General features: G+C 60.5%; 27 protein-coding genes. 26 read left to right on the forward strand and 1 reads right to left on the reverse strand.

The window, feature by feature from the left end; all coding sequences use genetic code 11:
• Positions 1 to 10: 10 nt before the first annotated feature.
• Positions 11 to 1,000 (forward strand): signal peptide peptidase SppA, encoded by a 990-nt coding sequence (sppA, locus tag ACM6JM_RS15230; RefSeq protein ID WP_039770673.1) that lies wholly within the window; start codon positions 11 to 13, stop codon positions 998 to 1,000.
• Between the two features lie 47 nt (positions 1,001 to 1,047).
• On the opposite strand, the gene ACM6JM_RS15235 is transcribed toward sppA, so the two are convergent.
• The gene (locus ACM6JM_RS15235; RefSeq protein ID WP_103386988.1) at positions 1,048 to 1,626 is read right to left on the reverse strand and encodes a Maf family protein; all 579 of its coding nucleotides are present in this window, start codon (positions 1,624 to 1,626) and stop codon (positions 1,048 to 1,050) included.
• Positions 1,627 to 1,732: 106 nt separating this feature from the next.
• On the opposite strand from ACM6JM_RS15235, the gene ACM6JM_RS15240 reads away from it, so the two are divergent.
• From ACM6JM_RS15240 to ACM6JM_RS15360, 25 genes are all read left to right on the forward strand, one after another.
• A complete protein-coding gene (locus ACM6JM_RS15240; RefSeq protein ID WP_003204262.1) occupies positions 1,733 to 2,260 on the forward strand; it encodes a YceD family protein in 528 nt (175 codons plus the stop codon).
• 13 nt (positions 2,261 to 2,273) lie between these two features.
• A complete protein-coding gene (gene rpmF / locus ACM6JM_RS15245; protein ID WP_003179396.1) occupies positions 2,274 to 2,456 on the forward strand; it encodes a 50S ribosomal protein L32 in 183 nt (60 codons plus the stop codon).
• Between the two features lie 4 nt (positions 2,457 to 2,460).
• Positions 2,461 to 3,471 carry a phosphate acyltransferase PlsX gene (plsX, locus tag ACM6JM_RS15250; RefSeq protein WP_074688106.1) on the forward strand — a complete coding sequence of 337 codons (1,011 nt, stop codon included), beginning with the start codon at positions 2,461 to 2,463 and terminating at the stop codon, positions 3,469 to 3,471.
• Positions 3,472 to 3,596: 125 nt separating this feature from the next.
• Positions 3,597 to 4,535 (forward strand): ACP S-malonyltransferase, encoded by a 939-nt coding sequence (gene fabD / locus ACM6JM_RS15255; protein ID WP_007950787.1) that lies wholly within the window; start codon positions 3,597 to 3,599, stop codon positions 4,533 to 4,535.
• A gap of 16 nt (positions 4,536 to 4,551) precedes the next feature.
• Positions 4,552 to 5,295 carry a 3-oxoacyl-ACP reductase FabG gene (gene fabG, locus ACM6JM_RS15260; protein WP_007950790.1) on the forward strand — a complete coding sequence of 248 codons (744 nt, stop codon included), beginning with the start codon at positions 4,552 to 4,554 and terminating at the stop codon, positions 5,293 to 5,295.
• A gap of 196 nt (positions 5,296 to 5,491) precedes the next feature.
• Entirely contained in the window at positions 5,492 to 5,728 is a 237-nt protein-coding gene (gene acpP, locus ACM6JM_RS15265; RefSeq protein ID WP_003175607.1) for an acyl carrier protein, read from the forward strand.
• A gap of 108 nt (positions 5,729 to 5,836) precedes the next feature.
• Positions 5,837 to 7,081 carry a beta-ketoacyl-ACP synthase II gene (gene fabF / locus ACM6JM_RS15270; protein ID WP_007908259.1) on the forward strand — a complete coding sequence of 415 codons (1,245 nt, stop codon included), beginning with the start codon at positions 5,837 to 5,839 and terminating at the stop codon, positions 7,079 to 7,081.
• On the forward strand, positions 7,081 to 7,896 hold the full coding sequence (gene pabC / locus ACM6JM_RS15275) for an aminodeoxychorismate lyase (protein WP_103386987.1): 816 nt from the start codon (positions 7,081 to 7,083) through the stop codon (positions 7,894 to 7,896). The genes fabF and pabC overlap by 1 nt, the downstream gene beginning before the upstream one ends.
• Positions 7,897 to 7,899: 3 nt before the next feature.
• Entirely contained in the window at positions 7,900 to 9,081 is a 1,182-nt protein-coding gene (gene mltG / locus ACM6JM_RS15280) for an endolytic transglycosylase MltG (RefSeq protein WP_074688101.1), read from the forward strand.
• A 19-nt stretch (positions 9,082 to 9,100) separates the two neighbouring features.
• Positions 9,101 to 9,733, forward strand: a complete 633-nt coding sequence (gene tmk / locus ACM6JM_RS15285; RefSeq protein WP_007950797.1) for a dTMP kinase — start codon at positions 9,101 to 9,103, stop codon at positions 9,731 to 9,733.
• Entirely contained in the window at positions 9,726 to 10,709 is a 984-nt protein-coding gene (locus tag ACM6JM_RS15290; RefSeq protein ID WP_039770660.1) for a DNA polymerase III subunit delta', read from the forward strand. The genes tmk and ACM6JM_RS15290 overlap by 8 nt, the downstream gene beginning before the upstream one ends.
• Before the next feature lie 42 nt (positions 10,710 to 10,751).
• Entirely contained in the window at positions 10,752 to 11,108 is a 357-nt protein-coding gene (locus ACM6JM_RS15295) for a PilZ domain-containing protein (RefSeq protein WP_039770657.1), read from the forward strand.
• A gap of 15 nt (positions 11,109 to 11,123) precedes the next feature.
• Positions 11,124 to 11,909 (forward strand): TatD family hydrolase, encoded by a 786-nt coding sequence (locus tag ACM6JM_RS15300; protein WP_039770654.1) that lies wholly within the window; start codon positions 11,124 to 11,126, stop codon positions 11,907 to 11,909.
• 341 nt (positions 11,910 to 12,250) lie between these two features.
• Positions 12,251 to 12,889, forward strand: coding sequence for a TetR/AcrR family transcriptional regulator (locus tag ACM6JM_RS15305; protein ID WP_007950805.1), 639 nt, complete (start codon positions 12,251 to 12,253; stop codon positions 12,887 to 12,889).
• A 138-nt stretch (positions 12,890 to 13,027) separates the two neighbouring features.
• Positions 13,028 to 13,996 carry a GTP 3',8-cyclase MoaA gene (locus ACM6JM_RS15310; RefSeq protein WP_414882141.1) on the forward strand — a complete coding sequence of 323 codons (969 nt, stop codon included), beginning with the start codon at positions 13,028 to 13,030 and terminating at the stop codon, positions 13,994 to 13,996.
• A 121-nt stretch (positions 13,997 to 14,117) separates the two neighbouring features.
• A complete protein-coding gene (locus tag ACM6JM_RS15315) occupies positions 14,118 to 14,723 on the forward strand; it encodes a DUF4823 domain-containing protein (protein WP_414882142.1) in 606 nt (201 codons plus the stop codon).
• A 15-nt stretch (positions 14,724 to 14,738) separates the two neighbouring features.
• Entirely contained in the window at positions 14,739 to 15,299 is a 561-nt protein-coding gene (locus ACM6JM_RS15320; protein ID WP_039770650.1) for a DUF1285 domain-containing protein, read from the forward strand.
• A 102-nt stretch (positions 15,300 to 15,401) separates the two neighbouring features.
• Complete coding sequence (locus ACM6JM_RS15325; protein WP_007950814.1) at positions 15,402 to 16,118, forward strand: FadR/GntR family transcriptional regulator; 717 nt, start codon at positions 15,402 to 15,404, stop codon at positions 16,116 to 16,118.
• 25 nt (positions 16,119 to 16,143) lie between these two features.
• Positions 16,144 to 17,019, forward strand: a complete 876-nt coding sequence (locus ACM6JM_RS15330; RefSeq protein WP_414882143.1) for an SMP-30/gluconolactonase/LRE family protein — start codon at positions 16,144 to 16,146, stop codon at positions 17,017 to 17,019.
• A 270-nt stretch (positions 17,020 to 17,289) separates the two neighbouring features.
• Positions 17,290 to 18,108, forward strand: coding sequence for an SDR family oxidoreductase (locus tag ACM6JM_RS15335; RefSeq protein WP_011335425.1), 819 nt, complete (start codon positions 17,290 to 17,292; stop codon positions 18,106 to 18,108).
• Between the two features lie 144 nt (positions 18,109 to 18,252).
• Positions 18,253 to 19,257: a substrate-binding domain-containing protein gene (locus ACM6JM_RS15340; protein WP_414882144.1), complete on the forward strand. Its 1,005-nt coding sequence runs from the start codon at positions 18,253 to 18,255 to the stop codon at positions 19,255 to 19,257.
• 56 nt (positions 19,258 to 19,313) lie between these two features.
• Entirely contained in the window at positions 19,314 to 20,858 is a 1,545-nt protein-coding gene (araG, locus tag ACM6JM_RS15345; protein ID WP_039770641.1) for an L-arabinose ABC transporter ATP-binding protein AraG, read from the forward strand.
• 12 nt (positions 20,859 to 20,870) lie between these two features.
• The gene (gene araH, locus ACM6JM_RS15350; protein WP_011335422.1) at positions 20,871 to 21,839 is read left to right on the forward strand and encodes an L-arabinose ABC transporter permease AraH; all 969 of its coding nucleotides are present in this window, start codon (positions 20,871 to 20,873) and stop codon (positions 21,837 to 21,839) included.
• 296 nt (positions 21,840 to 22,135) lie between these two features.
• Positions 22,136 to 22,849, forward strand: coding sequence for a GntR family transcriptional regulator (locus ACM6JM_RS15355; protein ID WP_064598527.1), 714 nt, complete (start codon positions 22,136 to 22,138; stop codon positions 22,847 to 22,849).
• Positions 22,846 to 23,844, forward strand: coding sequence for an ADP-ribosylglycohydrolase family protein (locus tag ACM6JM_RS15360; protein WP_414882145.1), 999 nt, complete (start codon positions 22,846 to 22,848; stop codon positions 23,842 to 23,844). Before ACM6JM_RS15355 ends, ACM6JM_RS15360 begins: the two co-directional genes overlap by 4 nt.
• Positions 23,845 to 23,925 lie beyond the last annotated feature (81 nt).

A 23,925-nucleotide genomic window follows, 5' to 3' on the forward strand; every position in this document is an offset into this window, starting at 1 on the left:
GGTGGATGGCATGACCGACGAATGGAAAGCACCGGCCAAGGCAACTGCCGACGACGGTGATGCGAAAAGCTGGAAGCTGCTGGAAAAGACCTTGCTTGCCGGCGTGCAGGAGCAGCGTCGTTCGCGGCGCTGGGGCATCTTCTTCAAGTTGCTGACCTTTGTTTATCTGTTTGTTGCACTGATCCTGTTCACGCCGTTGATGGACATGGAAAAAAGCGCCACCCGCAGTGGTAACTACACCGCACTGATCGACGTCACCGGCATGATTGCCGACAAGGAACCGGCCAGCGCCGACAATATCGTCGGCAGCCTGCGCGCGGCGTTTGAGGACAAGAAGGTCAAGGGCGTAATCCTGCGCATCAACAGTCCGGGCGGCAGTCCGGTGCAGTCGGGTTATGTGTATGACGAGATCAAGCGCCTGCGCGGCCTGCATCCCGACACCAAGCTGTACGCGGTGATTTCCGACCTGGGCGCTTCCGGTGCCTATTACATTGCCAGTGCGGCGGATCAGATTTATGCCGACAAGGCCAGTCTGGTGGGTTCCATTGGTGTGACGGCAGCCGGTTACGGCTTTGTCGGCACCATGGAAAAGCTCGGTGTCGAGCGCCGCACTTACACCTCCGGCGAGCACAAGGCGTTCCTTGATCCGTTCCAGCCGCAGAAGCCGGAAGAAACGGCGTTCTGGCAGAGTGTGCTGGATACCACGCACAAGCAGTTCATCAACAGCGTCAAGCAGGGGCGTGGTGATCGCCTGAAGGACAAGGAGCATCCGGAGCTGTTCTCCGGGCTGGTCTGGTCTGGCGAGCAGGCGCTGCCATTGGGGCTGATCGATGGTCTGGGCAATGCCAGCTCGGTGGCGCGTGACGTGATTGGCGAAAAGGAGTTGGTGGACTTCACCGTTCAGGAATCGCCGTTTGATCGCTTCTCGAAGAAGCTCGGTGCCAGCGTTGCCGAGAAACTGGCAATGTGGATGGGTTTTAACGGCCCGTCGTTGCGCTGATCGGTTGCTGCAAGGAAAAACCGGCCTGAGGGCCGGTTTTTTGTGGGTCAGGGAATTTGTACGCCTTCGATCAACAGCATGTCGATTAGGCGAATCAGTGGCAGGCCGATCAGGCTGGTGGCGTCCGGGCCTTCGGTGGATTGGAAGAAGCTTACACCCAAGCCTTCGGCCTTGAAGCTGCCGGCGCAGTCGTAGGGTTGTTCGGCGTGCAAATAGCGCTCGACGCGGGCCTGATCCAGTACGCGCATGTGCACCGTGAAAGGCACGCAGTCGACCTGGCAGTGGCCGGTCTGGCTGTTGAGCAGGGCCAGGCCGGTGAGGAAGGTCACGCTGGCGCCGCTGGCGGCCATCAGTTGTTCGCGGGCATTTTCGAAGGTGTGCGGCTTGCCGATGATGCGCTCGCCGAGTACCGCAACCTGATCGGAGCCGATGATCAGGTGAGCAGGGTGGCTGTCGGCCAAGGCTCGGGCTTTCTGTTCGGCGAGGCGCTTGACCAGCTCGATTGCCGACTCGTCCGGGCGATGGCTTTCATCGATATCCGGCGAGCTGCAGGCGAACGGCAGGCGCAGGCGGCTGAGCAATTCCCGACGATAGGTCGAGCTTGAAGCGAGTAATAAAGGCAGCATTCGCATCTCCAGAGGCAGGCGGCAGATTCTAGCGGAGCCGCGCAAGTGACGGACAGGGCACAATTTCCTTTGACATGGGTGGGTGCATCCCTATAATGCTGCGCCTATGTTGAATGACCCGATTCCACCTCACGTTGACCCGCGCAAATTGGCTGACCGTGGCACCACCCTCCAAGGTGAACTGCTGCTGGCCGATTTGAAGAGACTCTGCGACCCGCTTTCCGACGATGTCGGTACGGTGCAGGCCAAATTCGTTTTTGAACGAGATGAACGTAAATCTGTGGTGATCCACAGCTTTATCGACACCGAAGTCAAAATGGTTTGCCAGCGTTGTCTTGAGCTGGTCACCCTGCCGATCCACAGCGAATGCAGTTACGCTGTAGTGAAGGAGGGTGCGAATACCCAGTCGTTGCCGAAAGGTTATGACGTGCTGGAACTGGGCGAAGATCCATTGGATCTGCAGTCACTGATCGAGGAGGAGCTTCTGCTCGCCTTGCCCATTGTGCCTGCTCATCATCCGGAAGAATGCCAGCAGCCGGCGGGAGCAGATGAGCCCGAACCGAGCGAGGACGAGGTAACGCGGTCCAACCCGTTCAGTGTATTGGCGCAGTTAAAGCGTGACCCAAACGTTTAGGAGTTAATCAATTATGGCTGTTCAGCAGAACAAAAAATCCCGCTCTGCCCGTGACATGCGCCGTTCGCACGACGCTCTCGAGGCTAGCACCCTGTCTGTAGAAAAAACCACTGGTGAAGTTCACCTGCGTCACCACGTATCGCCAGAAGGCGTATACCGTGGCCGTAAAGTGATCGACAAGGGCGCTGACGAGTAATCACTTGTCCGCTCAAGTCATCGCGATTGACGCAATGGGCGGGGACTTCGGTCCCCGCAGCATTGTTCAGGCCAGCCTCGCTTGCCTTTCTGCTACACCCTCGCTGCACCTGACCCTCGTCGGTCAACCCTCCCTTCTTGAAGAACTGATCACCGGCCAATCGGCTGCCGATCGTGCGCGCCTGACAATTGTTCCGGCGTCCGAAGTCATCACCATGGACGAAAAACCTGCCCAGGCCCTGCGTGGCAAGCCGGACTCGTCGATGCGTGTCGCCCTTGAGTTGCTGCGTGATGGCAAGGTCCAGGCCTGTGTCAGTGCCGGCAATACAGGGGCACTGATGGCCCTGTCGCGATTCGTGCTCAAGACCCTGCCGGGGATTGATCGTCCGGCCATGGTCGCCGCGATCCCCACTCAGAAAGGCTACTGCCAGTTGCTTGATCTCGGCGCCAACGTCGATTGCAGTGCCGAGCATCTGTTGCAGTTTGCTGTAATGGGGTCCGTGGCGGCGCAGACGCTGGGCATTGCCCGTCCGCGCGTTGCGCTGTTGAATATCGGCACTGAAGACATCAAGGGTAATCAGCAGGTCAAGCTGGCTGCGACGTTATTGCAGGCTGCGCGGGGTATCAATTACATCGGTTTCATCGAAGGTGACGGCTTGTATCGCGGCGAGGCGGATGTGGTGGTGTGCGACGGTTTTGTCGGCAATATCCTGCTCAAGTCCAGCGAAGGCCTGGCGACGATGATCGCTGCGCGCATCGAGGCCTTGTTCAAGAAAAACCTCGCTTCCCGTGCTGTTGGTGCTCTGGCGCTGCCATTGATGAAGCGTCTGCAGGCTGATCTGGCGCCGGCGCGACATAACGGCGCAAGCTTCCTCGGCTTGCAGGGGATTGTCGTGAAAAGTCACGGTTCGGCCGGGGTTCAGGGGTTTCAGAGTGCGATTCAGCGAGCGCTGATTGAGATTCAGGAGAATCTTCCCGAGCGCCTGCACGGCCGTCTGGAGGATTTGTTGTCTTAGGCGTTTTCGTCGGACAATGCTTAAATGTGACCGCCCGGTTCAAAGGGCCATCCAACTGTCAGTTTCTTGCGTCCCTCTAGCGGGATGCCATTTTTCCGACGACAAGATCATTAGGGGCTTGTTACATGTCTGCTTCCCTCGCATTCGTCTTTCCAGGACAGGGTTCGCAGTCCCTCGGCATGCTGGCCGAGCTGGGCGCGCAACATCCGCTGATCCTTGAAACTTTCAAAGAAGCATCCGATGCTCTGGGCTATGACCTGTGGGCACTGACCCAGCAGGGCCCGGAAGAGCTGCTCAATCAAACCGACAAAACCCAACCGGCCATTCTGACCGCTTCGATCGCCCTGTGGCGTCTGTGGCTGGCTGAAGGTGGCGCGCGTCCGGCCTTCGTTGCCGGTCACAGCCTGGGTGAATACAGCGCGCTGGTCGCTGCCGGCAGCCTTAGCCTGGCCGACGCGGTAAAGCTCGTCGAGCGCCGTGGCCAATTGATGCAGGAAGCCGTACCGGCCGGGCAGGGCGGCATGGCTGCCATCCTCGGTCTGGAAGATGCTGACGTTCTCGCTGCCTGTGCCGAAGCGGCGCAAGGCGAAGTGGTCAGCGCGGTGAACTTCAACTCCCCGGGCCAGGTAGTGATCGCCGGTGCCAAGGCGGCAGTTGAACGCGCCATCGAGGGTTGCAAGGCCCGTGGCGCCAAGCGCGCCATGCCGCTGCCGGTCAGCGTGCCGTCGCACTGTGAACTGATGCGCCCGGCTGCCGAGCGCTTCGCCGAGTCCATCGCTGCCATCGACTGGCAGGCGCCGCAGATCCCTGTGGTACAGAACGTCAGCGCCCAGGTGCCGGCGGATCTGGAAACCCTCAAGCGTGATCTGCTGGAGCAACTCTACAAGCCGGTTCGCTGGGTTGAATCGGTCCAGACCCTGGCCGCCAAAGGCGCGACCAACCTGGTCGAATGTGGCCCTGGCAAAGTGCTGGCCGGTCTGAACAAACGTTGCGCCGAAGGCGTTTCGACTTCCAATCTCAATACCCCAGACGCTTTCGCTGCTGCTCGCGCAGCGGCTGTCTGAATCAGGAGAAGCTTGCATGAGTCTGCAAGGTAAAGTTGCACTGGTCACCGGCGCAAGCCGTGGCATCGGCCAGGCTATCGCACTGGAACTGGGTCGTCAGGGCGCCATCGTTGTTGGCACCGCGACTTCCGCTTCGGGCGCCGAGCGTATTGCTGCGACCCTGAAGGAAAACGGCATTCAAGGCGCAGGTTTCGAACTGAACGTCACCAGCGATGAATCGGTTACCAAGGTGCTGGCGAGCATCCAGGAGCAGTTCGGTGCGCCGGTAGCGATTCTGGTCAACAATGCCGGCATCACCCGCGATAACCTGATGATGCGCATGAAAGACGACGAGTGGTACGACGTGATCGATACCAACCTGAACAGTCTGTATCGCCTGTCCAAGGGCGTTCTGCGCGGCATGACCAAGGCGCGTTGGGGCCGAATTATCAGTATTGGCTCGGTGGTGGGTGCCATGGGCAACGCTGGCCAAGTAAACTATGCAGCCGCCAAGGCCGGGCTGGAAGGTTTCAGCCGTGCCATGGCGCGTGAAGTCGGTTCGCGTTCGATTACGGTCAACTCGGTAACCCCAGGGTTCATCGACACCGATATGACGCGCGAGCTGCCTGAAGCACAGCGTGAAGCCTTGCAGACGCAGATTCCGCTGGGCCGTCTGGGACAAGCTCAAGAGATCGCGTCCGTGGTCGCTTTTCTTGCATCCGACGGTGCGGCATACGTGACCGGGGCTACAATCCCGGTTAACGGCGGGATGTACATGTAATTCAAATGTGACGGATTGCTTCAAAAAAATGTCATACGAGCTGTCTAAAATCCGTTATAAAGCTGCAATCTATTTATAGGCAGAGGGCCGCAGGGTTTGAGGAGTGAAGCTTTCAGTTGAAAAGCTGAAAAGTCTTTCTATACACTTACCCACTGGCCAGCTGCCTGAATTTGTCCATTAGGAGTGAAAACAAGGTATGAGCACCATCGAAGAGCGCGTCAAGAAAATCGTTGCCGAGCAACTGGGTGTTAAAGAAGAAGAAGTGGTCAACACCGCTTCCTTCGTAGAAGACCTGGGTGCCGACTCCCTTGACACCGTTGAGCTGGTGATGGCTCTGGAAGAGGAATTCGAGACCGAAATCCCTGACGAAGAAGCTGAGAAGATCACTACTGTACAAGCTGCAATCGACTACGTTACCAGCCACCAGGCGTAATAGTTTGTAATCGTTGCTTGCTGTCATGGAAAAACCGCACTGCCATCATGGCGTGCGGTTTTTTCTTTAGGCCTGATGCAAAGTCGTCATTTGAAAAAGGAGAGTGCTGTGTCGCGTAGACGCGTCGTAGTCACCGGTATGGGTATGTTGTCGCCACTGGGCACGGATGTGCCGAGCAGTTGGCAGGGCATTCTGGCTGGCCGCAGTGGCATTGGTCTGATCGAACACACCGACCTTTCTGCCTATTCCACCCGCTTTGGCGGCTCGGTAAAGGGCTTCAATGTCGAGGAATACCTGTCGGTCAAGGAAGCGCGCAAGCTCGACCTGTTCATTCAGTATGGTCTGGCGGCCGGCTTTCAAGCCGTACGCAATGCCGGTCTGGAAGTCACCGATGCCAACCGTGAACGCATAGGCGTGGCCATGGGTTCGGGTATCGGCGGTCTGACCAACATCGAAGAAACCAGCCGCACCCTGCACGAGACCGGCCCGCGCCGGATTTCTCCGTTCTTTGTGCCTGGCTCGATCATCAATATGATTTCCGGTTTCCTGTCCATCCATTTGGGTGCACAGGGGCCTAACTACGCCATCGCCACGGCGTGTACCACCGGTACGCACTGCATCGGCATGGCGGCGCGCAACATCATGTACGACGAAGCCGACGTGATGATTGCCGGCGGTGCCGAGATGGCCGCGTGCGGTCTGGGCATGGGCGGCTTTGGTGCTTCCCGTGCGCTGTCGACCCGCAACGACGAGCCGACCCGCGCCAGCCGTCCGTGGGACAAGGGCCGTGACGGCTTCGTGCTGTCCGACGGTGCCGGCGCCCTGGTGCTCGAAGAACTCGAGCACGCCAAGGCCCGTGGCGCAACCATCTACGCCGAGCTGATCGGCTTCGGCACCAGTGGCGACGCCTTCCACATGACTTCGCCACCCGCCGACGGCGCCGGTGCTGCACGCTGCATCACCAACGCGCTGCGCGATGCGAAGATCAACGTCGATCAAGTGCAATACATCAACGCCCACGGCACTTCGACCCCGGCCGGCGACCTCGCTGAAGCCAACGCGATCAAGTCGGTGTTCGGTGATCACGCCTACAAGCTGGCTGTCAGCTCCACCAAGTCCATGACCGGTCACCTGCTGGGTGCGGCGGGCGCGGTCGAGGCGATCTTCAGCGTGCTGGCGATCAACAGCCAGGTGGCGCCGCCAACCATCAACCTTGATGAGCCGGACGAAGGCTGCGACCTCGATTTCGTGCCGCATACCGCGCGCAACATGGACATCGATGTCGTGCTGTCCAACTCGTTCGGATTTGGCGGCACCAACGGCACGTTGGCGTTCCGTCGGTTCGCCGGCTGATGGACTGCTGGGTCGACGGTCTGCCGGCTGACGCTCTGTCGCTGAAAGATCGCGGCCTGGCTTACGGCGACGGTCTGTTCGAGACCATCGCCGTGCGAGGCGGCCAGCCGTTGCTGCTGGATCGGCATCTGACGCGTCTGGCCGACGGCTGTACACGTCTGGCCATTGCGACGGACGTCGAGCTGATTCGCCATGAGCTGCAATCCTATGCTGCCGCGATGGGCGAGGGCGTGCTCAAGCTCATCCTCACCCGTGGCGACGGATTGCGCGGTTATGCGCCGGATCCTTCGGCGCAGGGCCGACGTATTCTGCAAGGCAATCCTCCCGCCGCTTATCCAGCGGCCCACGCCGAGCAGGGCGTTCGCCTGTTTCCGTGCAGCACGCGTTTGTCCAAACAACCGTTGCTCGCCGGGCTCAAACACCTCAATCGACTGGAACAGGTCATTGCCCGCGCCGAATGGCGGGACAGTGAGCACGCCGAAGGTTTGATGCTCGACCAGGCCGGTCGGGTGATCGAAGGCGTGTTCAGCAATCTGTTCCTGGTACGTGACGGTGTGCTGATTACGGCGGACCTGAAACGCTGCGGTGTGGCCGGGGTGATGCGCGCAGAAATATTGTTTCAGGCCGAGTCCCTGGGCATTCCCGTGCAAATCACCGACATCCCCCTCGAACAGCTGCAATGGGCTGATGAAGTCTTTGTCTGCAACAGCGTGTATGGCGTCTGGCCGGTACGCGCCTGTGCTGCTCTGAGCTGGCCGGTTGGCCCGCTCACCCGTAAACTGCAAACCATTGCCCGCGCGCTACTGGATGCCTGATTCGTGAGACGTAAACTTTTGCTGCTGCTGGAAACCGGACTGGTTCTGGCAGGGCTGCTGTTGGGCGCCAGCGCCTGGAAGATTCATTCGGCACTGGAACAGCCCCTGAACATTACGCAGGAAGAACTGCTGGATGTGCCCAAGGGATCCACCCCGACCCGCACTTTTCTTGGACTCGAAGCCGATGGCGTCATCAAGGACGCGTTCTGGCTGCGGGTCTATTGGCGGTTCAATCTCGCTGGCACGCCGATTCATACGGGCGAGTACCGTATGCAACCGGGCATGACCGTCAACGGCCTGATCGACCTGTGGAAGCGTGGCGATGTGGTTCAGTACAGCCTGACGCTGGTCGAAGGCTGGAATTTCCATCAAGTGCGCGCCGCGCTGGCCAAGGATGAAAAGATCGAACAGACTCTCAATGGTCTGAGTGATAGCGAGGTCATGGCCAAAATCGGTCACAAGGGTCTGTTCCCTGAAGGCCGCTTCTTCCCCGACACCTACCGCTTCGTGCGCGGTGTGACTGATACCGAACTGCTGAAAAAGGCCTTCGACCGCCTCGACGAAGTGCTGGCCAAGGAGTGGGAAAAGCGCTCCGCCGAGGTGCCTTACACCGAGCCCTATCAGGCGCTGATCATGGCGTCGCTGGTGGAAAAGGAAACGGGCGTGCCTCAGGAACGTGGCCAGATTGCTGGCGTCTTCGTACGTCGCATGGCGCTGGGCATGCAGTTGCAGACCGATCCGACGGTGATCTACGGCCTGGGCGACCGCTACAACGGCAAGCTGACCCGTGCTCATCTCAAGGAAGCCACGCCGTATAACACCTACATGATTCCCGGCCTGCCGCCGACGCCGATCGCCATGGTCGGACGTGAAGCCATTCACGCGGCTCTCAATCCGGTGGATGGCACCAGCCTCTACTTCGTTGCCCGTGGCGATGGCAGCCACGTGTTCTCCGATGATCTGGACGCGCACAACAACGCGGTGCGCGAGTACCAGCTCAAGCGGCGCGCGGATTACCGCTCGAGCCCGGCGCCTGCAACAGCGCCCGAGGCCGCTCCGGAAGCCGAGGAGGCGATACCTGCCGCCTCACCCGATACTGCACCGGAATCGTTGCCGCAGCCGCCCGCTCAAGCGCCTGCACCGACGCCGGAACCGGAAGCCTCCGCTCCCCAAAACACGCAATGACTTTGATTAAGGACTGCCTGTGACTGGCTTGTTTATTACCCTGGAAGGCCCGGAAGGCGCCGGCAAAAGCACCAACCGCGAATACCTCGCCGAGCGCCTGCGCGCCGCCGGTATCGAAGTGGTGCTGACCCGCGAGCCCGGCGGTACGCCGCTGGCCGAGCGCATTCGTGAGGTGTTGCTGGCCCCGGTCGACGAAGTGATGAACCCGGACACCGAGCTGTTGCTGGTGTTCGCCGCCCGTGCCCAGCATCTGGCTGAAGTCATTCGCCCGGCGCTGGCCCGTGGTGCGGTGGTGCTGTGTGACCGTTTCACCGATTCGACTTACGCCTATCAGGGCGGTGGTCGCGGCTTGTCGCTGGAGCGCATCGCGGCGCTGGAGACTTTCGTGCAGGGCGACCTGCGTCCCGACCTGACGCTGATTTTCGATCTGCCGGTGGAAATCGGCCTCGCTCGCGCCAGCGCTCGGGGTCGTCTGGATCGTTTCGAGCTGGAAGGCCGTGAGTTTTTCGAGGCCGTGCGCAGTGCATTCCTCAAGCGCGCGGAAGCCGATCCGGCGCGCTACGTGCGGATCGATGCCGGTCAGCCGTTGGCCAAGGTTCAACAATCGCTGGATACCCTGATTCCGAACTTGCTGGAGCTGAGCCGTGGCTGAGGCCTATCCGTGGCAGGACAGCCTCTGGCAGCAACTGGCCGGGCGCACTCAGCACGCTCACGCGTATCTGCTGCACGGGCCGGCCGGGATCGGCAAGCGCGCGCTGGCCGAACGACTGATGGCCAGTCTGCTGTGCCAGCGTCCGACGCCTGAAGCCTGCGGTGAGTGCAAATCCTGCCTGCTGCTCAAGGCCGGCAGCCACCCGGACAATTACATTCTCGAACCGGAAGAAGCGGACAAGGCGATCAAGGTCGATCAGGTGCGCGATCTGGTCAGTTTCGTGGTGCAGACCGCGCAACTGGGCGGGCGCAAGGTGGTGCTGATCGAGCCGGTGGAGTCGATGAACATCAACGCCGCCAACGCCTTGCTCAAGAGCCTTGAAGAGCCGTCCGGCGATACCGTGCTGTTATTGGTCAGCCACCAGCCGAGCCGGTTGTTGCCGACCATCAAAAGCCGCTGCGTGCAGCAGGCCTGCCCGCTGCCGAGCGAATCCATGAGTCTGCAGTGGCTGGCTCAGGCACTGCCGGAATGCTCCGAAGACGAACGTGTCGAACTGTTGACCCTGGCCGCCGGTTCGCCGTTGGCCGCCGTCACGTTGCAGGGGCAGGGCGTGCGTGAACAGCGCGCGCAGGTGGTGGAAGGCGTGAAGAAGCTGCTCAAGCAGCAACAATCGCCGACGCAACTGGCCGAGGAGTGGAAAAACATTCCGATGCTGCGTCTGTTCGACTGGTTCTGCGACTGGTCGAGCCTGATCCTGCGCTATCAGTTGACCCAGGATGAATCGGGTCTCGGCCTGACCGACATGCGCAAGGTCGTGCAGTATCTGGCGCAGAAAAGTGCCCAGGCTAAAGTGCTGGATATTCAGGACTGGATTCTCGCCCAGCGCCAGAAAGTCCTGAGCAAGGCCAACCTCAATGCGGCGTTGCTGCTGGAAGCGTTGTTGGTGCAATGGGCGAGCTTGCCTGGTCAAAGATAAGAATGTGTACCTAGACTCTGAGCATCAGCAGTGGAGGTCAACATGAATGAACCTGTCAGCCCGGGGCCGCGCAACGGCATCTTGTCCCTGACCATCAAGGACAAGTCGGTCCTCTACGCCGCCTACATGCCGTTCATCAAGAACGGCGGCCTGTTCATCCCGACCAACAAGAACTACAAGTTGGGCGACGAGGTGTTCATGCTGCTGAACCTGATGGACGAGGCGGAGAAGATTCCGGTGGCCGGCAAAGTCGCCTGGATCACCCCCAAAGGCGCGCAGGGCAACCGCGCGGCCGGCGTCGGCGTGCAATTCAACGATGGCGACAACACCGCCCGCAGTCGCATCGAAACTCATCTGGCCGGAGCCCTGAAATCCGACCGTCCCACTCATACGATGTAAGTTGCAGTCCTTTTTATGCTCGTAGATTCCCATTGTCACCTTGATCGCCTCGACCTCGCCGCTCACGACGGTTCCCTGGATGCCGCGCTGGATGCGGCCCGCGAACGCGGCGTCGGGCATTTCCTGTGCATCGGCGTCAGCGCCGACAACGCGGCCGACGTCAAAGCCCTGGCCGAGCGTTACGACGATGTCGATTGTTCGGTCGGCGTGCATCCGTTGGATGTGCAGCCGGGCGCGGCGCCGGCGCTGGACTGGCTGCTGCATGAGCTCAATCACCCGAAAGTGGTGGCGATCGGTGAAACCGGTCTGGACTATCACTACGAGCCGGAAGCCGCCGAGTTACAGCAGGAATCGTTCCGTCTGCACCTGCAAGCCGCGCAGCAGACCGGCAAACCGGTGATCATCCACACCCGTGGCGCCCGTGCCGACACGCTCGAGTTGTTGCGCGAAGCCGCGTTGCCCCAGGCCGGTGTGCTGCATTGCTTCACCGAAGACTGGGACATGGCCAAGGCAGCGCTGGACATGGGTTATTACATTTCCCTGTCGGGCATCGTCACCTTCCGCAATGCCGATGCGTTGCGCGATGTAGCGAGCAAGGTTCCGGTCGATCGCCTGCTGGTGGAAACCGATTCACCGTACCTGGCGCCGATCCCGTATCGCGGCAAGCCGAACCTGCCGCAATACGTGCGGGAAGTGGCAGAGTTTCTGGCGATGCTGCGCGGCGAGAACTACGAGCGTTTTGCCGAGCAGACTACCGAGAACTTCAAGCGATTGTTTCCAATGGCGAATGTAAAAGCCTGAATCGCAGGCAAAAAAAACCCGGGTTCTGGGGGGTGAATCCGGGTTAAGACCATTAGGAGTAAAACAAAGGCACGCGGTCCTTTGGTACCTTTACCGGCGCGACACTTGGGGGAGATGTCGCCCGACAGTTCAAGTATTGATCAGTCTGGCGCCGAGTCCAGTTGGCTGGCCGGGGTTTTTAAACAAATTTGGAATACGTTCGCTTCGGTTATGTTCTCATTCCCCCCGAAACGTTCGTGAAATGAACAAGAAACACAGATATGGTCGGATGATCCGTGCATTTTTGTGCAAGTTAGGCATAATACGCGGCTTCGAATTTTGACCCCTACAGACCTTTTCTTATGCACAAAGAACCTCGTAAGGTCCGTGAGTTTCGTCGCCGCGAGCAAGAAATTCTCGATACCGCGCTCAAGCTGTTCCTCGAACAAGGTGAAGACAGTGTCACCGTCGAGATGATTGCTGATGCCGTGGGTATCGGCAAAGGCACGATCTACAAGCACTTCAAGTCCAAGGCCGAAATCTATCTGCGCCTGATGCTCGATTACGAGCGCGACTTGAACGAGCTGTTGCACTCGGCCGATGTCGACAAGGACAAGGAAGCGCTGTCCCGTGCCTACTTTGAATTCCGCATGCGCGACCCGCAGCGCTATCGCCTGTTCGATCGCCTGGAAGAGAAGGTGGTCAAGGGCAATCAGGTGCCTGAGATGGTCGAGGAGCTGCACAAGATCCGTGCCTCGAACTTCGAACGCCTGACACTGCTCATCAAGGGCCGCATCAGCGAAGGCAAGCTCGAAGACGTGCCGCCGTACTTCCACTACTGCGCATCCTGGGCGCTGGTGCACGGCGCGGTGGCGCTGTATCACTCGCCGTTCTGGAGCAATGTGCTGGAAGATCAGGAAGGTTTCTTCCAGTTCCTGATGGATATCGGCGTGCGCATGGGCAACAAGCGCAAGCGCGACCCTGAAACGCCAAGCAGCTGAATCATTCAGTTGCCTTATGCGCCGTGTTTTTCGCTACATGGCGCAGTACCGCAGGAATATACTCAGGCATAGGGCTTGCTAAAACTTGAATTGTGAGTCAAGTTTTAGCCGCTCGATTTTCCATCGCCGGAGTGCTTCATGATCGTTGACCGTCAAGGCAGGCGTTTTCGCAATTTGCGGATCAGTCTGACTTCAGCCTGCAATTACGCCTGTACCTACTGCGTGCCCAACGGCAAGCGGCTGGTGGCTGCGCAGGATGAACTGTCGGCCGAGGCCATGGCGCGTGGCGTAGCCTATCTGATCGAAGCCGCGGGCATCGAGCGTCTGCGCATCACCGGCGGCGAGCCGCTGGTCAGCCCCAAACTCGAATCTTTCATGAGCGCCGTCGGCAAGATGGGCCTGGAAGACATCAGCCTGACCACCAACGGTCAGCTCCTGGCGAAAAAACTCCCGTTGCTGGTCGATGCCGGCCTGCGGCGCATCAACGTTTCCCTCGATACCCTGGACGCCGGCGCGTTCCGCAGCATCGCCCGTGGCGGCGATCTGGCCACCGTGCTGGACGGCATGGATCAGGCGGCAGCGGCGGGGATGAAGATCAAGGTCAACATGGTGCCGTTACGCGGGCAGAACCTCGACCAGGTGCTGCCGCTGCTCGATTACTGCCTTGAACGCGGCTTTGAGCTGCGCTTCATCGAGCTGATGCGCATGGGCCACCTGGCCACTGATTCCAACGCCTTTCTGCAGCAGTTCGTCAGTCTGCAACAGCTGCTGAGCCTGATCGGCGAACATTACGAGTACGCGCAAACCGACGCTCCGGTGGATGCCACGGCAGTTCGCTATGCGATTCCCGGTCTGGGCAATTTCGGCGTGATCGCCAACGAAAGCGTGCCGTTCTGCCGAACCTGTTCGCGCCTGCGCCTGTCGTCCACCGGATGGCTGCATGGCTGCCTGTCGTCGAGCAACCGCCACTACGTCGGAGACCTGCTCGACAAACCACGTCATGAGGCGCTGCCGGCGTTGCAGCGACTGCTGGTCAAGGCGCTGGGCGACAAGCAGGAGGTCGCGTTCTCCGGCGGCGCGACCGTCATGAAGATCATCGGCGGCTAAGCATCCCGCCACAAAAAGTCCTGTTTCAAAGCGGATACCTGCACATTTCCAAGGACTGGCGCAAAAGCTGCATCCTACGGCCATTCGCCGGTTTTCCGTCACCGGCTTCTGGAGGATTAGGATGCGTAGCCTGGTTTTGCTGCTGGCCGTTTTGGCGCTGGGCGGCTGTATGACTGTCAGTGACATGGCCGAAGGGACTCGCTACCAGATGAGCGACGCGGGGCTGCTGGAACACAGCGACAGCCGTCGCGTAAACAATTTCCGCATTCAGCCGGATTCGTTCATCTACATCGCGCAAGGCTCGTTCGCGCCGCCGGGTGGTTCTTACCCGCGTCCCAATGTCGTCGCCGAAGAGGCCTTCAAGGGTTTCGTCGAATATTTCCCGATGGTCCGCCGCGCCCGCGCGCCTGAAGGCCTCGACCAGGCAATGGGCGAAGCGCGCGACGCCGGTGCCCACTACCTGCTGTACACCCGTTTCGCCAAGGCCGACGACCGCATCGGCAACTCCGATGAATGGCTGGATCAGGAAGCTGTGGATCGTCTCGGTATCGACGGTGGCGTGATTCAGATCATGTTGATCGAGACCAGCACCCAGTATTTGATTGATACTGCACGGATCAAGAGTCGTGGCGGTTTACTGACGTTCCACGACAACAAGCCCGAAGACCTGATCGGCCCACCGCTTGCGCAGTACGCGCGCAGCCTGCTGGGCGTCGGGGACCAGTAATTCAAGGAGTACGCCATGAGTGGCCCGCAAAAAGCCAATGACCTGCTGGGGCAAATCCCCAAAACCAAAGGCTTGCCGCCGGTGCACTTGTGGAACCCGGATTTCTGCGGCGACATCGACATGCGCATCGCCCGCGACGGCACCTGGTACTACTTGGGTACGCCGATCGGGCGCAAGCCGATGGTCAAGCTGTTCTCCACCATCATCCGCCGCGATGGCGATGACTATTTCCTGATTACCCCGGTTGAGAAGGTCGGGATCAAAGTGGATGACGCGCCTTTCGTGGCGATTGCCGTCGAGGTGGAAGGCGAGGGTGAAACGCAAGTGCTGCGCTTTACCACCAACGTCGATGAAACAACGGAAGCCGGCCTGGAGCATCCGATCCGGGTCGAGATCGATCCAGCGACGCAGGAACCTGCGCCTTACGTGCATGTACGCACCAATCTCGAAGCGCTGATCCATCGCAATGTTTTCTACCAATTGGTCGAGATGGCAGTCAGCCGTGAAATCGATGGTCAGCGCTGGCTGGGCGTCTGGAGCGGCGGCGAGTTCTTCCGCATCGGCCTCGAACCTTAAAAAAACCGCAGTCTGTTAAAGCAGGCTGCGGTTTTTTGTCGTTGACTCTCAATCATATGATGATTAGCGTAGGCACCCACAGCGAATGGCTTCGGGGTGTCCATGTCGAGCAGTTTTCACGCATCAACGGTTGACTGGCTGGGCGCCTGGATTGCTGCCGGCCAGGTGAAACCGGGGCAGGCGATCAAGGTCGAGGCCGATCTGGGCGAGCAGCTCGGGGTCAGCCGCACCGTGATCCGCGAAGCCATCAAGACCCTGGTCGCCAAAGGCATGCTCGAAGTCGGGCCGAAAGTCGGCACGCGGGTGCTGCCGATCAAGCGCTGGAACCTGTTCGATCCGCAAGTCGTGGGCTGGCTGTCGCGCAGCGGCCTGCCGGAAAACTTCGTCGATGACCTGCTCGACCTGCGCCGCACCATCGAACCGATGGCGGTGCGCTGGGCCTGCGAGCGGGCGACCGTTGAACAGGTGCAAGCCGTGCAGCAGGCCTACAACGCGCTGGAACGGGCGGTCGACAGCGGCATCGATTACAACCGCGCCGACCAGTTCTTCCACGAATGCATTCTCGCCGCCAGCCACAATCAATTCATCGAGCAAATGGTGCCGGCCCTCGGTGCGCTGCTCGCCGTGTCCTTCGAAGTCTCGGCGGCTGATCCCGACGAATTGCGCCGCACACTGCCCATTCACAAAGACATGGCCGACGCCATTGCCGCCCGGGATGCCGCGCGCGGGGTGTGGGCCTGCATGACCCTGATCGACAATGCCGACCTGGCCATCAAGCGGTTCTACCCGCAGGTGATGGCCGACAAGAAAGCCAGCTGACAAAAACAACAAGACAGGAGGTTGCATGACGTGGACTGCGGTGACAGAGCATCGGGCGCAACTGGGCGAGAGCCCGTTCTGGGACGCACCGACCCAGGCACTGTACTGGGTCGACATTGCCGGCAGGCAGGCGCTGCGGCTGATCGGGCAGAACGTGCAGATCTGGCAGATGCCGGAGCACGTCTCGGCGTTCATTCCCTGCGCCAGCGGCGACGCACTGGTGACCCTGAGCAGCGGCGTCTACCGGCTCGATCTCGATTCCCCCGGACTCGAGCCGCGACTGACGCTGTTCTGCGTCGCCGATCCGCAACCGGGCAATCGCGCCAACGAAGCACGTTGTGATGGCCAGGGCCGTTTGTGGCTCGGCACCATGCAAAACAACATTGGCGAGCAGGGCGAGGATCTGCCGATCATCCGTCGTTCCGGCGGGCTGTTCCGGATTGATCCGGATAAAAGGGTCACACCCTTGTTACGGGGGCTGGGCATTCCCAACACGCTGCTCTGGAGCGACGACGGCACCACGCTGCTGTTCGGCGACAGCCTCGACAGCACCTTGTACCGCTATTTCATTCACACCGACGGCAACCTCGACACTGCCCAGCCCTGGTACAGCGCCGATCAGCACGGTGGCCCGGACGGTTCGGCGATGGACGCCGAAGGCTACGTGTGGAACGCCCGCTGGGACGGCAGCTGCCTGCTGCGCCTTACACCGGATGGCCAGATCGACCGCAGGATCGAACTGCCGATCAGCCGCCCGACCAGTTGCGTGTTCGGCGGCGCCGACCTGAAAACCCTGTACATCACCAGCGCCAAAAGTCCGCTGAACCACCCGCTGGACGGCGCCGTGCTGTCTTTGCGAGTGGACGTCGCCGGAAAGCTCTGTACGCGATTCGCTGATTAAATCCCAAAATATGGGATGCAAAATTATATATTGAGATTGTTTGGCGGTCGGGTTTATAGTCGGCTCCATCAGTAACACGCACTCACACTTAAAAAGAACAAAACAGGTGAAGTGATGCAGCGAATTTTCATCGCACTCCACAGCGGAGTCAGCGCTTCGGGCCGTTTCGGTACCGCGGCGCGCGCGCGCCTGTTTTGTTCCATAAGCCTTCCAGACCGGACATCGTCAGATGCCCGGTTTTTTTATGCTTTCGAACAGGAGTCCTGATTCATGGCTGAACCTCTGTCCCTGCCACCGGTGCCCGAGCCACCGAAAGGTGAGCGCCTGAAAAACAAGGTTGTGCTGCTGACCGGTGCCGCTCAAGGCATCGGCGAAGCAATCGTCGCGACCTTCGCCTCGCAGCAGGCCAAACTGGTGATCAGCGATATCCAGGCCGAAAAGGTCGAGAAAGTCGCCGCCCACTGGCGCGAGCAGGGCGCCGATGTGCAAGCGATCAAGGCCGATGTATCGCGTCAGCAGGATCTGCACGCCATGGCCAAACTGGCCATCGAGCTGCACGGTCGCATCGATGTGCTGGTCAACTGCGCCGGTGTCAACGTGTTCCGCGATCCGCTGGAAATGACCGAAGAAGACTGGAAACGCTGCTTCGCCATCGACCTCGACGGCGCCTGGTATGGCTGCAAGGCCGTGCTGCCGCAGATGATCGAACAGGGTATCGGCAGCATCATCAACATTGCCTCGACCCATTCCACAAACATCATTCCCGGCTGCTTCCCGTACCCGGTGGCCAAGCATGGCCTGCTCGGTCTGACCCGCGCGCTGGGCATCGAGTACGCGCCGAAGGGTATTCGGGTCAATGCGATTGCACCGGGCTACATCGAAACCCAGCTCAACGTCGATTACTGGAACGGCTTTGCCGACCCGCACGCCGAACGTCAGCGCGCCTTCGATCTGCACCCACCGAAACGCATCGGCCAACCGATCGAAGTGGCAATGACTGCTGTATTCCTGGCCAGTGATGAAGCGCCGTTCATCAACGCCTCGTGCATCACTATCGATGGTGGTCGCTCGGTCATGTACCACGACTGACAAAAGCGGGTTTCAGGTGGAAAGGTACGCCTGAAATCCAATCATCATACGATATGACTATTGTCGTCATGATTAGCAGGAAACGCTTCGACCGCTTTAACGTTTTTCAAATAACGCTCAAGAAAAATAACAAGGAGTCTGCTTATGAAACGTCGTTTCGGGATTCGTACCCTGTGCAGTACCGCGCTGGCGGTCACTGCGTTCAGCCTGAGCAGTGCCCTGCTGGCCGCCGATCCGGTGAAGATCGGCTTCCTGGTCAAGCAGGCCGAAGAGCCGTGGTTCCAGACTGAATGGGCCTTCGCCGAGAAAGCTGCCAAGGACAAAGGCTTCGAGCTGATCAAGATCGCCGTGCCGGACGGCGAGAAAACCCTCTCCGCTATCGACAGCCTTGCGGCCAACGGCGCCAAGGGCTTCGTCATCTGCCCGCCGGACGTATCGCTCGGCCCGGCGATCATGGCCAAGGCCAAGCTCAATGACCTGAAAGTGATCGCCGTCGACGACCGCTTCGTCGATGCCAATGGCAAATTCATGGAAGACGTGCCGTACCTCGGCATGGCTGCCTTCGAAGTCGGCCAGAAGCAGGGCGCCGCCATGGCCGCCGAGGCGAAAAAGCGTAACTGGGACTGGAAAGACACCTACGCGGTGGTCAACACCTACAACGAACTCGACACCGGCAAGAAGCGCACCGACGGCTCGATGAAGGCGCTGGAAGATGCGGGCATGCCGAAAGATCACATTCTGACTGCCGCTCTGAAAACCCTCGACGTACCGGGCAGCATGGACGCCACCAACTCGGCGCTGGTCAAGCTGCCGGGCGCGGCGAAGAACCTGATCATCGGCGGCATGAACGACAACACCGTGCTCGGCGGCGTGCGCGCCACCGAAGCCGCCGGGTTTGCCGCGACCAACGTGATCGGTATCGGTATCAACGGCACCGACGCCATCGGCGAACTGAAAAAGCCCAACAGTGGCTTCTACGGTTCGATGCTGCCGAGCCCGCACATCGAAGGCTACAAGACCGCCGAGATGATGTACGAGTGGGTCACCACCGGCAAGGAACCGCCGAAGTACACCGCGATGGACGACGTCACCCTGATCACCCGCGACAACTTCAAGCAGGAGCTGGAGAAGATCGGCCTGTGGAACTGACGGCAGCGGCGGCCCGGGCAGCCGGGCCGCTTGAACGGTGTGATGAGGTGGCTTAAATGCACGCGCAAGTACAGACACAAGAACACAGCGCCAGCGGCAGCCTGCGTTTCAACGGGATCGGCAAGACCTTCCCGGGCGTGAAGGCGCTGGACGGCATCAGTTTCGTCGCTCACCCCGGACAGGTTCACGCCTTGATGGGCGAGAACGGCGCCGGCAAATCGACCCTGCTGAAAATCCTCGGCGGCGCCTACATTCCGAGCAGCGGCGAGCTGCAGATCGGCGAGCGGACGATGGCGTTCAAGTCCACCGCCGACAGCATCGGCAGCGGCGTGGCGGTGATTCACCAGGAGTTGCATCTGGTGCCGGAAATGACCGTGGCCGAGAACCTGTTCCTCGGTCACCTGCCGGCCAGCTTCGGCCTGATCAATCGCGGCGCGCTGCGCCAGCAGGCATTGGCATGCCTCAAAGGCCTGGCCGATGAAATCGACCCGCAGACCAAGGTCGGACGCCTGTCCCTCGGTCAGCGGCAACTGGTGGAAATCGCCAAGGCGCTGTCCCGTGGCGCCCATGTGATTGCTTTTGACGAACCGACCAGCAGCCTCTCGGCGCGGGAAATCGACCGCTTGATGGCGATCATCGGTCGGCTGCGCGACGAGGGCAAAGTGGTGCTCTACGTCTCCCACCGCATGGAAGAAGTGTTCCGCATCTGCGACGCGGTGACGGTGTTCAAGGATGGTCGCTACGTGCGCACCTTCGACGACATGAGCCAGCTGACCCACGATCAACTGGTGACCTGCATGGTCGGGCGCGACATTCAGGACATCTACGATTATCGCGGTCGCCCGCGCGGTGCCGTGGCGCTGAGAGTCGATGGCTTGCTCGGCCCGGGCCTGCGTGAGCCGATCAGTTTCGATGCGCACAAAGGCGAGATTCTGGGCCTGTTCGGACTGGTCGGGGCCGGGCGCACCGAGCTGTTCCGGCTGCTCAGCGGTCTGGAGCGCAACACCGCCGGACGCCTGGAATTGCGCGGCCATGAACTGAAACTGCGTTCGCCCCGCGATGCGATTGCTGCCGGGATTCTGTTGTGCCCGGAAGACCGCAAGAAGGAAGGCATCATCCCGCTCGCCAGCGTCGCCGAGAACATCAACATCAGTGCGCGCGGTGCGCATTCCGGGCTCGGCTGCCTGCTGCGCGGGATCTGGGAAAAGGGCAACGCCGAGAAACAGATCAAGGCCCTGAAAGTGAAAACGCCCCACGCCGGGCAACAGATCAAGTTCCTGTCCGGCGGCAATCAGCAGAAGGCAATTCTCGGCCGCTGGCTGTCGATGCCGATGAAAGTCCTGCTGCTCGACGAGCCGACCCGGGGCATCGACATCGGTGCCAAGGCCGAGATCTACCAGATCATCCATAACCTGGCCGCCGACGGTATTTCGGTGATCGTGGTGTCCAGCGATCTGATGGAAGTGATGGGCATTTCCGACCGCATTCTGGTGCTGTGCGAGGGCGCCCTGCGTGGCGAAGTCAGCCGCGACCAGGCCAACGAATCCAACCTGCTGCAACTGGCTTTGCCGCGCCAACGCGCTGACGGCGTGGCGAACTGAGAGGTGACTATGATGACAACCCAAAACGAAACCCTGCCGACCGAGCGCAAACCTCTGGATATGCGGCGCTTCCTCGATGACTGGGTGATGCTGCTGGCGGCGGTGGGCATTTTTGTCGCCTGCACCTTGCTGATCGACAACTTCCTCTCGCCGCTGAACATGCGTGGCCTGGGTCTGGCGATTTCCACCACCGGGATCGCCGCGTGCACCATGTTGTATTGCCTGGCGTCGGGGCATTTCGACTTGTCGGTGGGCTCGGTAATCGCCTGCGCCGGGGTAGTGGCGGCGGTGGTCATGCGCGACACCAACAGCGTGTTTCTCGGTGTCAGCGCGGCGCTGGTGATGGGCCTGATCGTCGGCTTAATCAACGGCATCGTGATCGCCAAGTTGCGGGTCAACGCGTTGATCACGACGCTGGCGACCATGCAGATCGTCCGTGGCCTGGCTTACATCTTTGCCAACGGCAAAGCGGTGGGCGTCTCGCAGGAGTCGTTTTTCGTCTTTGGTAATGGTCAGTTGTTCGGCGTACCGGTGCCGATCCTGATCACCATCGTCTGCTTCCTGTTTTTCGGCTGGCTGCTGAATTACACGACCTACGGGCGCAACACCATGGCAATCGGCGGCAACCAGGAAGCAGCGTTGCTGGCGGGGGTGAATGTTGATCGAACCAAGATCATCATCTTCGCGGTGCATGGGGTGATTGGTGCACTGGCAGGGGTGATTCTGGCATCGCGGATGACTTCGGGTCAGCCGATGATTGGCCAAGGTTTTGAGCTGACGGTGATTTCGGCCTGCGTGCTGGGCGGGGTGTCGCTGAGTGGTGGGATCGGGATGATCCGGCATGTGATTGCCGGGGTCTTGATTCTGGCGATTATCGAGAATGCGATGAATCTGAAGAATATCGACACGTTTTATCAGTATGTGATTCGTGGGTCGATTTTGTTGTTGGCTGTTGTCATTGACCGTCTGAAACAGCGCTGAGATCAAAAGCTCCCTCATCGGAACGCCGCCCGCCCAGCCCTCTCCCGGAGGGAGAGGGAGCTGACCGAGGTGTCTTGCGCTCTACATTGACCTGAAGAATTCAGTCGATTATGGATTCAGCGAGCGGGCTCAGGTCGGCGTATCTCCCAAATATCCCCCATTCAGTTCCCTCTCCCTCCGGGAGAGGGCTAGGCGGGCGGCGTTCCGATGAGGGCGCTCTTGATCTTCCCGCCTTCCGTCACCCCACCCAAAATTTCCCTTGCCCGTCTCAACCCGTTTCGGTTATCACTTTGTACATGATTAGACAGGTACGATTTGACAAGAAACAACGGGTGGTCGACGAGCTCGTCCGACGCATCGAAAGCGGCCTCATGGAGGACGGCTTTCTGTTGCCCGGCGAGCATCAGTTGGCTCAGGAATTCAACGTCAGCCGTGGCACGTTGCGCGAAGCGCTGGCCGAACTGAAACGGCGCAAATACATCGCTACGCAAAGCGGAGTCGGTTCCATCGTCACGTTTGACGGGGTAGTGCTCGACCAGCGCAGCGGCTGGGCCCAGGCCCTGGCTGACAGCGGGGCGATGATCAATACCGACGTGCTGCGTCTGGAGGCCGTGACCCGTGCGGATCTGCTTGCACGTTTCGGCTCCGATCAATTCATTCTTCTCGAACGTCGCCGCCGTTCCAACGATGGCACGGCGGTGTCCCTTGAACGCTCTCTGATGCCCGCCAGCGGAGGCCTGGAAAGCCTGCCGCGGGTCGGCCTGATCGACAACTCCCTGACCATCACCCTGGCCGCCTACGGTTACATCGGCGAGCGCGGCGATCAGTGGATCGGTGCCGAGCCGCTCAACGCCGTGGACGCCGAACTGCTCGGCCGTCCGGAGGGCACGGTGTTCCTCAAGGCATTGCGCACCACCTACGACCGGCAAAACCGTTTCATGGAACAGGTCGAAAGCCTGCTCGACCCGGTGCATTTCCGTCTGCACCTGCAATTTGGAGAATCGAAATGACCGCCCTCGACCGTGCCCTGGGCGCGTTTTACGGCCTGGCACTGGGCGACGCGCTGGGCATGCCGACCCAATCCCTGAACCGCGAAACCATTAAGCAGCGCTTCGGCCAGATCACCGATCTGCAGGACGCCGGCCCCTTGCAGCCGATTGCCGCGAACATGCCCAAGGGCTCGATCACCGATGACACCGAACAGGCGATTCTGGTCGGCGAATTGCTGCTCGAAGGGCGCGGCCGGATCGAACCGGCGGTGCTCGCGCAACGGCTGATCGAATGGGAAGCCGAGATGCAGGCCAAGGGCTCGCAGGACTTGCTCGGCCCGTCGACCAAACGTGCGATCGAAATGATCCTCGCCGGCCATTCGCCGGAGGAGGCCGGGCGCTACGGCACCACCAACGGCGCTGCGATGCGCATCACCCCGGTGGGCATCGCGGCGGATGTCGCCGACCCCGGGCGCTTCATTGCGGCGGTGGTGCAGGCCTGTCAGGTCACTCACAACACCACGCTGGGGATTTCCAGCGCGGCGGCGGTGGCGGCGGTGGTCTCGGCCGGCATCAACGGTCTGGATCTGGGTGAGGCGCTGAACCTCGGCCAGCAAATCGCCCAGCAAGCGGAGTCTCACGGGCACTGGGTGGCCGGCGGGCGCATCGCCTCGCGGATCAGTTGGGCGCGCAGCATCAGTGTCGAGAGCGACCCGGTGTTGCTCGCGGATCTGCTGTACGACGTGATCGGCACCTCGGTGGCCTCGCAGGAGTCGGTAGTGGTGTCATTCGCCCTCGCGCAGCAAGTCGCGGTCGGTGAAATGACGCCGTTCGATGCGCTGTGCATGGCCGCGAGCCTGGGTGGCGACACCGACACCATCGCCGCGATTCTCGGCGCCATGCTCGGGGCCTGCCTGGGCCTGCAGAGCTGGCCGGCGCCGATGATCGAGACGGTGAAGGCCGTCAATGGTCTGGAGCTGGAACCGTTGGTGACAGGGCTGTTGGCCTTGCGCTGATTGGACTGACGCCATCGCAAACCCTGAATATTCACCCGCAATGGATCGCGCAGACAGGCCCAGGAAGGGCGGGATGTCTTT

Source organism: Pseudomonas sp. IT-P2 (assembly GCF_949767575.1).
In the GTDB taxonomy this organism is placed as follows: Bacteria; Pseudomonadota; Gammaproteobacteria; order Pseudomonadales; family Pseudomonadaceae; genus Aquipseudomonas; species Aquipseudomonas pharyngis.

Excerpts from the sequence above, each read along its gene's own strand:
- sppA (WP_039770673.1), top strand. The coding sequence starts at position 11 with ATGACCGACGAATGGAAAGCACCGGCCAAGGCAACTGCCGACGACGGT.
- ACM6JM_RS15235 (WP_103386988.1), bottom strand. The coding sequence starts at position 1,626 with ATGCTGCCTTTATTACTCGCTTCAAGCTCGACCTATCGTCGGGAATTG.
- ACM6JM_RS15240 (WP_003204262.1), top strand. The coding sequence starts at position 1,733 with ATGTTGAATGACCCGATTCCACCTCACGTTGACCCGCGCAAATTGGCT.
- rpmF (WP_003179396.1), top strand. The coding sequence starts at position 2,274 with ATGGCTGTTCAGCAGAACAAAAAATCCCGCTCTGCCCGTGACATGCGC.
- fabD (WP_007950787.1), top strand. The coding sequence starts at position 3,597 with ATGTCTGCTTCCCTCGCATTCGTCTTTCCAGGACAGGGTTCGCAGTCC.
- fabG (WP_007950790.1), top strand. The coding sequence starts at position 4,552 with ATGAGTCTGCAAGGTAAAGTTGCACTGGTCACCGGCGCAAGCCGTGGC.
- acpP (WP_003175607.1), top strand. The coding sequence starts at position 5,492 with ATGAGCACCATCGAAGAGCGCGTCAAGAAAATCGTTGCCGAGCAACTG.
- pabC (WP_103386987.1), top strand. The coding sequence starts at position 7,081 with ATGGACTGCTGGGTCGACGGTCTGCCGGCTGACGCTCTGTCGCTGAAA.
- ACM6JM_RS15295 (WP_039770657.1), top strand. The coding sequence starts at position 10,752 with ATGAATGAACCTGTCAGCCCGGGGCCGCGCAACGGCATCTTGTCCCTG.
- ACM6JM_RS15300 (WP_039770654.1), top strand. The coding sequence starts at position 11,124 with ATGCTCGTAGATTCCCATTGTCACCTTGATCGCCTCGACCTCGCCGCT.
- ACM6JM_RS15305 (WP_007950805.1), top strand. The coding sequence starts at position 12,251 with ATGCACAAAGAACCTCGTAAGGTCCGTGAGTTTCGTCGCCGCGAGCAA.
- ACM6JM_RS15310 (WP_414882141.1), top strand. The coding sequence starts at position 13,028 with ATGATCGTTGACCGTCAAGGCAGGCGTTTTCGCAATTTGCGGATCAGT.
- ACM6JM_RS15315 (WP_414882142.1), top strand. The coding sequence starts at position 14,118 with ATGCGTAGCCTGGTTTTGCTGCTGGCCGTTTTGGCGCTGGGCGGCTGT.
- ACM6JM_RS15320 (WP_039770650.1), top strand. The coding sequence starts at position 14,739 with ATGAGTGGCCCGCAAAAAGCCAATGACCTGCTGGGGCAAATCCCCAAA.
- ACM6JM_RS15325 (WP_007950814.1), top strand. The coding sequence starts at position 15,402 with ATGTCGAGCAGTTTTCACGCATCAACGGTTGACTGGCTGGGCGCCTGG.
- ACM6JM_RS15330 (WP_414882143.1), top strand. The coding sequence starts at position 16,144 with ATGACGTGGACTGCGGTGACAGAGCATCGGGCGCAACTGGGCGAGAGC.
- ACM6JM_RS15335 (WP_011335425.1), top strand. The coding sequence starts at position 17,290 with ATGGCTGAACCTCTGTCCCTGCCACCGGTGCCCGAGCCACCGAAAGGT.
- ACM6JM_RS15340 (WP_414882144.1), top strand. The coding sequence starts at position 18,253 with ATGAAACGTCGTTTCGGGATTCGTACCCTGTGCAGTACCGCGCTGGCG.
- araG (WP_039770641.1), top strand. The coding sequence starts at position 19,314 with ATGCACGCGCAAGTACAGACACAAGAACACAGCGCCAGCGGCAGCCTG.
- araH (WP_011335422.1), top strand. The coding sequence starts at position 20,871 with ATGACAACCCAAAACGAAACCCTGCCGACCGAGCGCAAACCTCTGGAT.
- ACM6JM_RS15355 (WP_064598527.1), top strand. The coding sequence starts at position 22,136 with ATGATTAGACAGGTACGATTTGACAAGAAACAACGGGTGGTCGACGAG.
- ACM6JM_RS15360 (WP_414882145.1), top strand. The coding sequence starts at position 22,846 with ATGACCGCCCTCGACCGTGCCCTGGGCGCGTTTTACGGCCTGGCACTG.